Source organism: Rhizobium gallicum bv. gallicum R602sp (genome assembly GCF_000816845.1).
GTDB classification, from domain to species: Bacteria; Pseudomonadota; Alphaproteobacteria; order Rhizobiales; family Rhizobiaceae; genus Rhizobium; species Rhizobium gallicum.
Genome location: NZ_CP006877.1, coordinates 645017 through 658648, shown reverse-complemented (window position 1 = coordinate 658648; position 13632 = coordinate 645017). Strand labels below are relative to the sequence as shown.

The following is a 13632-nucleotide window of genomic DNA, read 5'->3' as shown; positions in this document are numbered from 1 at the left end:
GATCAGCCGAGCGCCTGGCTGGCGAGGGCAAAGATGTTGGGGACGGAATCGGCACGGGCGATCGGTGGCTTCATCATGGCAACGCCCCCGCCAACGTGGCCGAGGCCCCACACGGCGAGCCAGTCCGACAGGTCGATGACGCCGGTGATATCCACCCGGAGGAACCGGCCGGGTCGCAGGGCGATGAAGTGCGCGACGAGCGCTTTAGCGTCCTCAAGGTTCCCGGCCACGACAGGGCCGATGACCTCACCACGGCCGAAGGAGCGAAGGACTGAAAAACCGACGATGCGGTTGCCGCGCCGGATGACGGCGAATGTACCGACATCGGCCAGATAGGCAATCAGATCACTGCGATCGGCACCGAAGGCCTGCCGGTCTATTTCCGCAATGGCGGAGAGATCGGGCGACGTCGCCGCAGACGTGATCGCCGGAGTGGCAATTTTATCGGCAATGCCCTGGTGCTGCAGCACCCGCCCGGTCTCGCGAAATCCGAGCTTTTGATAGAGCGGCAAGCCGTCTTCTGTCGCTGTGAGCCGCAGCGGGCGCCCAGCGGAAAGGCCGAGAGCGGCGTCCATGAGCCGCCGGCCAAGACCGCGGCCGCGCAGGGACTCGTCGACAATGACCATGTTGATCGTAGCGCTTTCTTCCTTGTAGCGCGTCACGAGAACCGTGCCTACGACCCTGTCGCCCTCGATCGCGACCGCGCCTTCGCTCAAGGCAAGCGCCATCTGCCAGTCCTCGGGGCGATGAGGCCAACCGGCCTGCCGCGAAAGGGCGACGGCGGCATCCAGATGTTCGGGGCCGAAAGCGGCAATATCGATTTGACGTGTCTGCATGGCACTTCCTTAAGTTCCTGAGCCAGAGTTTGCAGGAATGCCGGTCGGCAGATCATCCGAAGACGGCGTGCTGAGCGGTATCTTATCGCTTTCGCATCACCGGTCGCCGCATCTTCTGCTGGCACGGGGAGCCACCAGGGTCGGCCTCGAGAGGATCAGCCGGCCGACTCCCGAAGCCTCTATCCGTCTAAGAGGCAGATTCGATGGAGATCGCGATGGACTGAAACCAGCGACGCAATTATGGCCGGCGGACGAGCGGATATGGAAGCGATGTCACGGACCGCGAATGGCATTTTGTTGCAACGTTCATGCCCGCGCCACGCCTGGCCGTCGGCGCAAGTTTTGCGCGATGTTTTAAACGCTGTTCTCTGTCGCTTCGAAAGGTTGCCACTGGTGGATGCTGCTGAAGGACTATCCGTCCCGTCGACGGTGCAGCGGTCTTTCTATGAGTGGCGGGTAATCGGTCTTGGCCACGGATCAACTCATCTCGTCATGGAGGCGCGGGGCCCGGAAGGGAAGAAACCTCGCCAACGTGCCACGTCCTCAAGCAGCGGAATTCCCTGCCGATCACCGTAACCTCGGCCTGCCGCGCACAACCATCTGCGGAAGCCGGCTTTCGATACGAAATAATGTGCTTCGATCGACGCCACATTCAGGGGAGCCGAGAGGCGTGTCGCGGCTATCATCGCGAGACATGTCCCGTCCACTCCGAAGAAGGATACTCCCATGACTCTCCCGCGTCCGAAATACATAACCTTCGACTGCTATGGCACCTTAACCAACTTCCAGATGGCGGAAGCGGCGCGCGACCTTTACGGCGAACAGCTCGATGAGCCGCGCATGGCCGAGTTCATCCGGAATTTTGCCGCGTATCGTCTCGATGAAATCTTGGGCGATTGGAAGCCCTATGCCGAAGTCGTTCACAATTCGATCGAACGCACCTGCAAGCGCAACGGCATCAATTTCAAAGAAGAAGATGCCCGCATGGTCTACGAGCGCGTGCCGACCTGGGGTCCGCATGCCGATGTGCCGGCCGGCCTTGCCAAGGTCGCGAAAGAGATTCCGCTGGTGATCCTGTCGAATGCGATGAACTCGCAGATCATGTCGAACGTCGAAAAACTCGGCGCCCCGTTCCATGCCGTCTACACGGCTGAACAGGCGCAGGCCTACAAGCCGCGACTGCGGGCTTTCGAATACATGTTCGACATGCTCGGCTGCGGCCCCGAAGACGTCGTGCACTGCTCGTCTTCCTTCCGCTATGACCACATGTCGGCCAATGATATCGGCATCAAGAATAAGGTATGGGTGAACCGCGGCCACGAACCTGCCAACCCGTTCTATGGTTACGTCGAGATCGCCGACATTTCCGGCTTGCCGGGTGTTTTTGGCCTCTAAGCAGAACGAGGAACGTGCGGGCGGTTTTCCGCCCGCACGTTCTTGAAGAGACCGTTCACCGGTGCTGCTGGACGGAGGGCTGACGCTTTACAAAGTCTTGGCGGCCTGACTGGTCTCTCTCTTGGCACTCGCCACTGAAAAGCCGTCATAACATCTCCCTCAGTTCATACGGACACCTGCAAATACATACGGCTTCGCAAAGAAGGCCTGGCATCATGAAATCGTGGAAAAAAGCTGCAAGACCGGGTCGAAGTCATTCGCCCGTGCATCAGCCTCTTCGCAGGAACAAAAAGGGCGGCGCATGAGTATGCGCCGCCGGATTTGTAACTGGGTGCAGGGCAACTCGGCGAGAGAGCCGGCTTAACTCAGGCCGCCAATGTGGAAGCTCTTCATTTCTAGATATTCCTCAATGCCGACCTGCGCGCCCTCGCGCCCTAGCCCCGACTGCTTGACGCCGCCGAAAGGCGCCACTTCGGTGGAAATAGCCCCTGTGTTGAGACCGATCATGCCGAATTCGAGTGCCTCCCCGACACGCCAGGAGCGCTTGAGGTTCTCGGTGTAGAAATAAGCGGCGAGGCCGAAGGGCGTGCCGTTGGCGATATCGATCGCTTCTTCTTCCGTCTCGAAGCGGAAGAGCGGAGCAACGGGGCCGAACGTTTCCGCACTGGCGAGCAGCATGTCGCCCGTCGCCCCGGCAAGCACGATCGGCGCGATGTACTGTTTGCCTTCCGGCAGCGAACTGCCCCGTGCTACCACCTTCGCGCCCTTTGCCAGCGCGTCTTCGATATGAAGGTTGATCTTCTCGATCGCCGCAGCGTTGATCATCGGACCTATGGCGATGCCGGGCTCGGTTCCCGGGCCGACCTTCATGGCGTTGACGCGCGCGCCGAGCTTCTCGGCAAAAGCGTCGTAGACGCTGTCCTGAACGAGAATCCGGTTGGCGCAGACGCAGGTCTGCCCGCCATTTCGGAACTTGGACGCAATGGCACCCTCGACGGCAAGGTCGAGATCGGCATCGTCGAAGACGATGAAGGGTGCATTGCCGCCGAGTTCGAGCGACAATCGCTTGATACTGTCGGCAGCGCCGCGCATCAGCAGCGAACCGACGCGCGTGGACCCGGTGAAGGAGATCTTGCGTACCGTTTCGTTCGCCATGATCTCGTTGCCGATCTCCGTCGGCATGCCGGTGACGATGTTGATGACGCCAGCCGGAATGCCAGCGCGCCGGGCAAGGACACCGAGGGCGAGCGCCGAATAGGGCGTGAACTCAGAGGGCTTGATCACCACCGTACAACCGGCCGCCAATGCGGGGGCCACCTTGCGCGTGATCATCGCGTTCGGAAAGTTCCAAGGTGTGACGATGGCGCAGACACCGACCGCATCCTTAAGCACGACGATGCGGCGATCCGCCGTCGGCGAGGGAATGGTGTGGCCGCCGATGCGGCGGGCCTCCTCGGCAAACCACTTCACAAAGGACGCGCCATAACGAATCTCCGCGCGGGCTTCGTCGAGTGGCTTGCCCTGTTCAAGCGTGAGGAGTTGCGCAAGATCCTCGATATTTTCCATCATCAATGCATGCCAGCGCTCGAGCAGGGCGGCGCGCTCGGCATGGGTCGTTTTCTTCCAGGGTGCAAACGCGCCGCTGGCTGCCTGAATGGCTGCGCGGATCTCGGTGGTACCCATATCCGGAACGGTGCCCAGAGTCGTCTGGCTCGCGGGATCGACGACGTCGATCGTCTTACCCGTGGCGGCACCCAACCAGGCACCGCCGATCAGGCCGGCCTGCCGGAATAGATCTTTGTCGTTCAACTGAAGCATATTGTTCCTCTCTGACGATCAGTCGTCGGCTGCAAAAACCGCGGCGGTGAATGAAGTTCCGTCCCGCGCCGCCGGCAGCGCCTCAACACAGGATCACCGGCGGTGCGCCTGACCGACGGATGAGAGACGGGACCAGGCTACCCCTCGACGTGTTCCTCAGCTAAGTCTAGCGAAGGAAGTGAAGCAGCATGTATCGACTAGCGGTGCGGTCACGGTGGAAAATAGCGTTTTGCGCCACGCGGCGGTCACATCTTCGGTCGGTGCCACGAGGTTTCTGCGGAGGAGCCGGCTCCCGCCGAAGGGCCGGGTGCCGGACGTCTTTTCAGCGGCTCGCGCGGTATAGGTTGATTTGGTCCTGGATGCGATAGCCTTGAATGATGGCCGGCATGAACCATGGATTGCCGTTGTAAAACGGAATGAAGGCCGGCGGTCGGAAGTCGAACGCAGTGCGCGCCTCTTGCCCATGGCCTAGCAGCTTGTGCGCCGCGTGCATGCCCACCCACGGTGCCCAGACAACCCCCGATCCGCAGAATCCCGTCGCATAGACCACGCCGTCCTTTTCGAAGATGCGGGGCAGCATGTCGCGATGCATCGCCACATTCCCAAACCAGGTGTGCGACAGGCGCACGTTTTCCAGTTCAGGGAAAAGATCGACCAGGCCGCGGCGCAAAAGCAGCTTCGGCGCGTCAGGATCACCGACGCGAGAACTGTCGCGCCCTCCCAGGAGAATGCGTTTGCCGTCGGGTGTTGGGCGATAGTAAAATCCCAGCTGCTTGCCTTCAACCATCATCATCTGCTTCGGCATCAGCCGCGCCATGACGTCCGATGCGAGTTCCTCGGTTACGATAATGCGGCTGCGAACCGGCACCAGCCGGCGGCGCAGGAAAGGCACAGCACCATCGGTATAGCCGTCCGTGCAGACCAGGACCTGGCGAGCTTGGATCGTGCCGGCCGACGTCACGACACGGAACCCGGAGCCATCTTTCTCTACAGAAGTCACACGCGTCCCGGAATGGACCGTCAGTCCCGAAGCCAGTGCCACCCTTAGGAGCTCAGCGTGGAACTTGGCCGGATGCAGCCCGCCAATATCCATCCGCACCATGCCGCCGCGATAGAAATCGGTGCCGATGTAGTTGCGTTGTTCGGTATACGGCACGGCGTAAGACTCGATACCCAGTCGTTTGGCCAGGGTCTCGGCGCTGCGGGCGGTCTTCTCGTACTGGTCGAACCCGATAACGCCCTTGAACTGGCCGACCAGGTTGAAGTCGCAATCCAGCCCTTCGGTCCTGATGAAGTCATAGAGGAACTCGCGGGCGATCTTGCCCTCGGCCTCGATGGCGATAGCTTTGTCTTCGCCGAAGCGCCGGGCGATCGTGGCGTAGTCTGGCCGGATGCTTCCGCTGGTAATACCGCCATTGCGCGACGAGGCGCCCTCGCCGGGGTTCATCGCATCGAAGGCCGCGACCGAACGCCCGTCGCGCGCCAGAACGAGCCCGGCCGACAACCCGGCGTATCCGGCGCCTATGATCGCCACGTCGAGCTTCTTGGCCAGCGGCTGCCGTGGCAGTGGTTTGACGGGTGCCGCTTCCCACCAGTAGGGCGAATTCTTGTCGGCAATTCTGCTCTGTTCCATGTATCGGTTCTCTGCAATTTCGGGCCAAGCCCATCTGGATGTCGACAAAAGCGAAGGCGACTTTCGAACGGAACTGTACCTTTGCTTCAAATGCGGCAGGTGACGTTCAAACCGGCCTTTGAAACAAATTGGGAAAAGGCTGGCTTTGGCGTGTGCGACCAAGGCTTGGGCGTCGCGGTCAGGTATGATCCCCGCGAACATCGAACGCGTCGCGAAGCCCGTCGCCAATGAAGTTGAAGCTGGTAACGGCGATGGTAATGGCGGCACCAGGAATGATCGCCAGCCAAGGTGCACTGCCCAGATACTGCTGCGCGCCGTTCAGCATGTTGCCCCAACTGGGCAGAGGTGGCTGAATTCCATAACCAAGGAAGCTGATGTAGGCCTCCATGAGGATCGCACGGGCAACAGTCAGGGTGGCAGCGACGATGATCGGACCGATGGCGTTGGGCAGGATCTCGCGGAACATGATATGCGTTCCGCTTAACCCCAACATGCGCCCGGCCTGGACGAACTCGCGCTCGCGAAGCGAGTGGACCTCGGCCTCGACGATGCGGGCAACCTCCATCCAGCTGGAGACGGCGATGACAACGGTAATCATGATCGGGCTGGGTTTGAGGGCTGCTGCGAGAGCCAGCACCAGGAAGATCGACGGAAATGCAAGGAAACCATCGACCGTGCGCATCAGCGACGCCCCGATCCAGCCGCCACGGTAGCCCGCAATCACGCCCACGAGCGTTCCGATCAGCGTCGACAAGAGCATGGCGGAAAAGCCGACGAGCAGGGAAATCCGTCCCGCCATAAACAGTCGCGCTGCGACATCCCGTCCTAAGGGATCGGTGCCCAGATAGTGGCTGCCCGTCAATGGCGGGGCAAAACGGGCGCGCAGATCGATATAAAGTGAATCATAGGGCAGCAGGTGAGGACCCAAGACACAGGCCAGCGTTAATAAGGCGATCATGACCATCCCGAGCAGAGCCAGATGGTGACTCATAAATCGGCGTGCGGTTCGGCTGTTCCACCAATGGTCCAGGCTCGAATTTGCGGCGATGGCGGTCATAATGATGACTCCTGTTGAGCGTCTCGTGACGCGCTTAACTCAAACGGATACGGGGATCGATAAGGGCGACGGCGACGTCGGCGATGAGATTCCCAAGGATCACAAGGATGGCCGAAAACATCAGCAACCCCATCACCACCGGGTAGTCGCTGTAGCCGAGGCTATCCAGGAACAGCCGACCCATTCCGGGCCAGGTAAATACAGTCTCTGTGACCAGTGCCCCGGTAAGGATGCTTGGAAGCTGCATTCCCGCAAGCGTAATCATCGGCAGCAGTGCATTGCCGACGACATGCTTCATCAAGATCCGCCGCTCGCTCAGTCCCTTGGCACGAGCCGTCTTGACGAATTCCTGGCTGATGACGTCAAGGGTAGCGGATCGCATGTAGCGGCTCCAGATGGCGACATGGACCAGCGCCAGCACGATGCTCGGCAGGATCAGGTGATGGATGTAATTCAGTGCCGAGCCATCCCCGATCGTGTACATGTTGCCGGCCGGCAGCCAGCCCAACTGGAGCGAAAAGACATAGATCCCGACAAGCCCGAACCAGAAGGTCGGGATCGACAGCGCCACCATGGCGCCGACCGTCCCCAGATAATCGAATACCGAATAGCGGTGCGTGGCGCCACGGATGCCGATCCATGTTCCGACGGCGATCGCGATTACCGTGGATGATCCCATCAACAACAGTGTCGCAAAAATGTGCCGGCCGATCACGTCCAGAACCGGCGCACCGTCGCGGAAGGAAGTGCCCCAGTCACCCTGCACAAGGCGCCAGGCCCAGTCCAGATATTGCATCCATAACGGACGGTTCAGCCCGAGTTGTTCTTTGAGACGGTCGAGATCAGCCTGGGTCATGCTGGGGTCGAGCCCAAATTGTGCCAATGGGCCACCCGGGATCAGGTTCAGGACGACGAACCCGATGACCGAAACGATCAGGAGCAGGACAAGGCTCTGGGAGAGCCTGTTAAGTAGGAAGCTGCGCATTTAGCTCTCCTCATGACAGCGTCAATGGATGGGCCGCCGCCGCACGCGCGACGGCGGCAGCGTAGGTCAGCTCTTCCAATGCCATCCGGCAGCATGCCAGGATGCGACGCGGGTGTTGGCGTTCGGCTTGAAGCCCTCGAGCCCTTCTTTGCGCCCGAACACGTTGGTGTAGGCAAACAGCGGCAGGAACGGCAGGTCCTGACGGACGATTTCCTGCACACGAAGATAGATGGCGCGCCGGGCTTCCGGGTCGAAGGTCCGGGCACCCTTTTCGAGCAGCGCGTCGACCTCCGGATTGGAGTATTGGCCGGTGTTCGAACCCTTTCCGCCCTTTGCAACAATTGCGCTGGTGTGCAGGCGGTTGGTGACGTCGGGGTCGGCCGCAATCACATAGGTTACTCCGGAAATTGCGGAATCGAACTGCGACTTAAGCCAAAAATCTCCCCACATGACTGCTCCAGGCAGATTGGATATGGTCATTTCGACGCCGATCTCGGCGAACGATTGCTGCAGGAACTGCTGCACCTGCTCACGCAGATTGTTGCCTGCCGTCGTTGCGTTGGAGAACGACAACCGAACGCCATCCTTCGCGCGGATTCCGTCCGATCCCGGCACCCAGCCCGCCTCGTCAAGGATCTGGCGCGCCCGGTCCAGGCTGTACTCCTGCGCCGGCAGGTTCGGATTGTAGTAGTAGGAATTCTGCGGCATGAACGTCTCGGTGAGGGCGTGGACCCCGTAATAAATTCCTTCGAGGATCGCTTGCCTATCGATTGCGGCGTAGAGCGCTTGGCGGACCGCCGGGTCCTTGAATTGCGGCTTCTCAAGATTGAGATAGATCGACTCGACCGAGGCCCCAGGCTCGAGGCTGACCACGCGACCTGACAATTTGCTGGCTTCCTGGTAATGGTCAGCGGTAATGTATGCCTGGTCGACAAGGTCGATGTCGCCGCTCACAAACTGGGTGTAGAGCACCGTCATGTCAGGAATGTATTTGAGGACGAGCCGCTCGATATATGGACCTTCCCCGAAATATTCCGTGTTCGCGACGAGTTCGATATGGTCGCCGGCAATGCGCTGCGCCCACTTGAATGCGCCAGTACCGACAGGCGCCTGGCTGAAGGCGGCGGCGTTGGGATCGGCCTCTTTTTCGAGAATGTGCTTGGGCACCATGAAGGTTTCTGCAAGAAACGACAGGTAGGGAGCAAAAATGCTCTCCATCCGCCAGGTGACCTCGGTGGGTGAGACCACAGTAATATCGCGCAACAACGAGTGGCCGCTCGTGCGCCACGCGCGGAATTTCGGATTGGTAATGAGTTCGAGAGTGAACTTCACATCCTCGGCGGTGAAGGGCTCGCCGTCGTGCCAGCGGACGTCATCACGCAGACGAATGCGCCACTGCAGGCCGTCCTTTGAAATGCCGCCGTTCTTCTGGCTTGGCACTTCGACCGCGAGATTGGGCTGAAGAACGCCCTTGGGGTCGATTCTAAAGAGCGCATCGAACACCGAGAAATGCAGTGCGTCGTCGACTTCGGTATGCGCCATCAGCGGGTTGAAGACAGTGGGTTCCTGCGAAAGTCCGACGACGACGCGGCCGGTGGGGCTCGCTGGAGGGCTCTGGGCGAAGGCGGGTTTGCCCAACAGATTGGGCGCAATAAGGCCTGCAGCCCCGCCTATCGCCATCAATCGCAGTGCATCGCGCCGCGAGTAGTTTGATTTGGTGTTTGAGCGTTCAGTCATTGGAATTCCCCTTGTTCTGGCGGTATTCGCCGTGGCTCTTATCCATTTGCTACAACCGGACGGCTGGATCCCGGCTGCTCTCCAGGAATCGCCGCCACCAGCTCACGTGTGTAGGCTGATTGCGGGTCGAGAAAGATTTGAGATGGCGGACCGCGTTCCACGATCCGTCCTTTCTGCATCACCGCGATTTCGTCGCAGATCTGGCTGGCGACGCGCAAATCATGGGTGATGAAGATCATCGATACGCCGGTCTCTCGTTGGATTTGGTCCAGCAGCTTGAGAATCTGGGCCTGGATGGACACGTCGAGAGCGGAGACGGCCTCGTCGGCAATCAGCAGTTTCGGTTTGAACATCAAAGCACGGGCGATCCCGATGCGTTGGCGTTGCCCACCGGAGAACTCGTGCGGATAGCGGCCGAAGGCGCCGGCATCGAGGCCCACATGTGACAGCAACGCTCGTGCCTCCTCACGCGCCTGGGAATAGGAGATCCCGTGCGCGACGGGTCCCACAGTAAGGATTTGTCCGATGGTCGAACGCGGGTTCAGCGACGCGAAAGGGTCCTGGAAGATCATCTGGATGCGAGGCCGCAGCGGACGGAAGTCGGATTCCGAAAGCTTGGCGATGTCGTGGCCCTCAAACAGGATGCGACCGCCGTCGCTGTCCTGGAGCTTGATCAGAAGCCTTCCCAGCGAGGATTTGCCAGAGCCGCTCTCGCCGACAACGCCCAGTGTGCGCCCATGCGCCAACTCGAACGAAACATCGTTCACCGCAGGCACGACACGCTGTCCGCCGAACAGCGCGCTGCCACTGCGATATGTCTTGGCCAGTCCTTCGACCTTCAGGATCGGCGCCTTGCTGACGGTCTCCTGAGGGATGCGATCCTCGCCAGTCAGGCGCGGGACGGCGGCGATCAGACGCTTTGTATAGGGATGGGAAGGTGATTTTAGGACCTGCTCGGCGCTGCCTTGCTCGACAATGTGGCCCCTCTCCATGACCACGACACTGTCCGCGATCTCTGCCACGACGCCGAAGTCATGGGTGATGAACATCACGCTCATGCCCTTGCGACGTTGAATGTCCCGGATCAAATCGAGAATCTGCGCCTGCGTCGTCACGTCGAGTGCTGTCGTCGGCTCGTCGGCAATCAAAACACTCGGTTCGAGCGCGAGCGCCATGGCGATCATCACGCGCTGGCGTTGGCCGCCTGAAAGCCGGAACGGGTATTGGAAGTACATGAGCTCGGGATCGGGCAGGTTCACTTCAGTCAGCAATTCGACGGCCCGGCTGCGCCGCGATGCCTTCGTGCCAACACCATGTGCGGCCATGGCTTCCGTAATCTGTTCGCCTACTGTCATGAGAGGGTTGAGCGCCGACAGCGGATCCTGAAAAATCATGGATACGACCCGGCCGCGCATATCCCGCAGCTTTTGCGGCGATGCGCCGATGATGGCCTCACCGTCAAGATGAATGGCGCCGGAGGAAACAGGGATTATCTTCGGCAAGAGTCCCATGACCGTGTTGGCCGTTACCGACTTGCCTGAACCAGACTCGCCGATAATACAGAGGATCTGACCCCGCTTGAGATCAAACGAGATGTTCTCGACGGCATGAGCCCGTTCCATGCCTTTCGGCAGGTCGACTGTCAGGCCGCGCACCGAGAGTGCCGCGTCGTCTAGCAGTATGGGCTTCGTGTTAACGGCCATCAAGGCTCCTCCTCTTCAACGGCGCCGGTAAGCCTGCTGTGGATTACGATTGCTCCTCGCGCCGCAGGCAATCTATATAAGCATCTGCTTATTCTCTGCCGGTCCTCATTGCCCTGCAAGTGAATGTGGACTGGGGATCGAAACCCTACATTCACGATTTCGGATACGGACCGGCGATTTGGCCGCTCGGACCTCTCGAACATGTCTATCTCGAAGGATCAATGCTCCGAATGCCAGGCAGTATGGGCGCATATGTTCCCACGGAATCGCTGAAACATGCGCTTGCGACAGCAGGAACTACCGAAAGGAGTGTCGAAATTAGCATATTCTCATTTCGCGGAGCCCGCGGCCTGAACCCAGCCCCACGTCCGACAGAGCCAAGAGAATACCAACCTGCACCGTTAAACACGCGCAAGCACATAGCCGGTCGATGATCCTATTGATTCTAAATCATTTTTTCATCGATTTGACGATTTGAGGATTGGGCATTCGCTTCACTGAACGGCTCTCGAAGGCCGCAAGTACCAACCCCTTTTTGGTTTGAGATAAGCCCCGATGGAGCCCCTGGGACGAGCACGGGAAGGGAACCACGGCTCGCCGGTGCGAGTTTGCTCGTGGCTGAGGCCAATGAAGCCGCGCCGATGCCACCGCCTCGAAATCCTCAAGCCCGCGCCCACAGGTGCCGTTCGCAACAATCGCCTTTCCTGAGAGCGGCAAAACCACAGGATGTTCTGTTTGTGCGGCAAATCCGCAGCACCGCTGTGGGAGCCGCAGTTTATTATCTAGGCAGATTCACATCAAACCATCGCGCAAAGCCTGCGCAGGAGTGTCCCATGTCCAGTGATGCTAAGTTTCTTCTCCTTGACGCCAAGGACGTCGGGCAGCTCATCGAGCCGGCCAAGGTCTTCGATGCGATGAAGCGGGCCTTCACACTGCACAGCCGGCGCGAAGGTCGTGTCTTTCCTGTCGTGCGCGAGCAGCTTCATACAGGCGGCGTTTTTGGGATAAAATCAGGAGATGTACCGAACGCGGATTTGCTCGGATTCAAGGCAGCCGGATTTTGGCCGAGCAACCGTAAGGCCGGAAAAGAGCCGCACCAGGCCACAATCCTTTTGATCGATCCGCACACCGGCAGGCCCCTCTGCTTGATCGACGGGAACACCATAACGACCGTCCGTACCGGTGCCGTAGGCGCTCTCGGCCTGACGCTGCTTGCGCGGCCGGAAAGTACATCCCTTTGCATTTTCGGCACTGGCACTCAAGCGCGGATACAGCTCAGCTTTGCCTTGCGCTACATGCCGATGATCAAACGTGTCTCGTATGTGACGGTAAATGGACAACCTGACGATGGATTCGAAAAGGAACTGGGGCATTTATGCACCCTCATCCACGCTCAAGACCCAGATGCGGCCGTCAGCGAAAGCGATATTGTCGTGACTGCAACGCCGGGTAGTGGACCCTTGTTTTCGCCTGCCGCGATCCGCGCAGGCACACACCTCAATTGCGTGGGCGCCGACACGAAAGGCAAGCGAGAGCTCCCCGAGGGCGTTCTTCGCCGATCCCGGCTCTTTACAGACGATCGCGACCAGTCGCGTTCGATTGGCGAAGGTCAATGGGATGCCGAATGCCCCTCGATCGAGATCGGAGATCTGTTGACGGGCAAGGTACGACTGACACGTGATCTCGAAGATATTACGGTCTTCGACATGACCGGATTAGCCCTTCAGGACCTAGTCGTCGCTGAAATGCTTTGGCACCTGGCGACCGCAAAGAGTCAAGGCACGACCCTGTCGTGGCCTTGGTAGATCCCATCATACCAACTAATCGAGCGCGCCGATGGCAGCGCGTGCTACGAACACTTTACCCAAAATCGGAGTTCGATCGATGACCGATAAAATCCTCGTCCTCTAAGGGCGGGTATGCCGGCGTTTACGCCCACAGTTTCTGAAGGCGCGCCCCTCGCAGGTTATTGCAACCAAATTGATCTACATTGACACCAACGGCAAGACCGATCCCGTACTGAGCGCGTGTTAAATCCCGATTGGTGGCGAATGGTGTTGAGCCGTGAAGGGAGTGTATAGCGCACTGCTGTCAGGACAACCGTCGGATGGCGACGCACCTACAGCCGACAATTCACAACCGGATAATCGTCCCGTGGAACCGGCAGGACTCTCGATCGCCGCTAGAATAGAGGCTCTTAGCGTAGGCGAGGGAGCGCTTTCGGTGCGCGGAGTGACCGTCGGCCGCCGGAGCCGAGAAGCCAGAGGCGGCATGACCCACGCCGGAGACCAGGATTCTCTTCTTGTTTGTCGTTTCGAGCATCTTTCATACCAAGGCCTCGACAGGTGCGCCAAGAGAGCGAGAACTCCGGCAATCAGGTATCCCTCCCGGGTAATTGACGCGAGGTCCTCTGAAGCGTTTCATTCTTGCGCTCCCTTCCTTTGTGCTGAACTGAAAAACTCCCTGGC

Annotated in this window: 9 protein-coding genes and 1 pseudogene; 3 read left to right on the top strand and 7 right to left on the bottom strand. The window is 59.7% G+C overall.

Going from position 1 to position 13632, the window contains the following annotated elements; all coding sequences use genetic code 11:
- Nucleotides 1-2 precede the first annotated feature (2 nt).
- Entirely contained in the window at nucleotides 3-836 is an 834-nt protein-coding gene (locus RGR602_RS03275) for a GNAT family N-acetyltransferase (protein ID WP_039843923.1), read from the bottom strand.
- Nucleotides 837-1034: 198 nt separating this feature from the next.
- Between RGR602_RS03275 and RGR602_RS38040 the strand changes: the two are divergent.
- Both RGR602_RS38040 and RGR602_RS03270 read left to right on the top strand, forming a co-directional pair.
- A pseudogene (locus tag RGR602_RS38040) lies at nucleotides 1035-1388 on the top strand (transposase); the annotation flags it as partial.
- Between the two features lie 174 nt (nucleotides 1389-1562).
- Complete coding sequence (locus RGR602_RS03270; protein WP_039843922.1) at nucleotides 1563-2231, top strand: haloacid dehalogenase type II; 669 nt, start codon at nucleotides 1563-1565, stop codon at nucleotides 2229-2231.
- Between the two features lie 360 nt (nucleotides 2232-2591).
- On the opposite strand, the gene RGR602_RS03265 is transcribed toward RGR602_RS03270, so the two are convergent.
- The 6 genes from RGR602_RS03265 to RGR602_RS03240 all read right to left on the bottom strand — a co-directional run bounded on the left by RGR602_RS03265 (nucleotide 2592) and on the right by RGR602_RS03240 (nucleotide 11164).
- Nucleotides 2592-4049 carry an NAD-dependent succinate-semialdehyde dehydrogenase gene (locus RGR602_RS03265; RefSeq protein WP_039843921.1) on the bottom strand — a complete coding sequence of 486 codons (1458 nt, stop codon included), beginning with the start codon at nucleotides 4047-4049 and terminating at the stop codon, nucleotides 2592-2594.
- A gap of 322 nt (nucleotides 4050-4371) precedes the next feature.
- Complete coding sequence (locus tag RGR602_RS03260; RefSeq protein ID WP_039843920.1) at nucleotides 4372-5682, bottom strand: NAD(P)/FAD-dependent oxidoreductase; 1311 nt, start codon at nucleotides 5680-5682, stop codon at nucleotides 4372-4374.
- Nucleotides 5683-5860: 178 nt separating this feature from the next.
- The gene (locus tag RGR602_RS03255) at nucleotides 5861-6739 is read right to left on the bottom strand and encodes an ABC transporter permease (RefSeq protein WP_039843919.1); all 879 of its coding nucleotides are present in this window, start codon (nucleotides 6737-6739) and stop codon (nucleotides 5861-5863) included.
- A gap of 34 nt (nucleotides 6740-6773) precedes the next feature.
- Complete coding sequence (locus tag RGR602_RS03250) at nucleotides 6774-7724, bottom strand: ABC transporter permease (protein WP_039843918.1); 951 nt, start codon at nucleotides 7722-7724, stop codon at nucleotides 6774-6776.
- Nucleotides 7725-7790: 66 nt separating this feature from the next.
- Nucleotides 7791-9461 carry a peptide ABC transporter substrate-binding protein gene (locus RGR602_RS03245; RefSeq protein ID WP_039843917.1) on the bottom strand — a complete coding sequence of 557 codons (1671 nt, stop codon included), beginning with the start codon at nucleotides 9459-9461 and terminating at the stop codon, nucleotides 7791-7793.
- Between the two features lie 38 nt (nucleotides 9462-9499).
- The gene (locus RGR602_RS03240; RefSeq protein ID WP_039843916.1) at nucleotides 9500-11164 is read right to left on the bottom strand and encodes an ABC transporter ATP-binding protein; all 1665 of its coding nucleotides are present in this window, start codon (nucleotides 11162-11164) and stop codon (nucleotides 9500-9502) included.
- Nucleotides 11165-11997: 833 nt separating this feature from the next.
- Between RGR602_RS03240 and RGR602_RS03235 the strand changes: the two genes are divergently transcribed.
- On the top strand, nucleotides 11998-12969 hold the full coding sequence (locus RGR602_RS03235) for an ornithine cyclodeaminase family protein (protein WP_039843915.1): 972 nt from the start codon (nucleotides 11998-12000) through the stop codon (nucleotides 12967-12969).
- The last annotated feature ends 663 nt before the right edge of the window (nucleotides 12970-13632 follow it).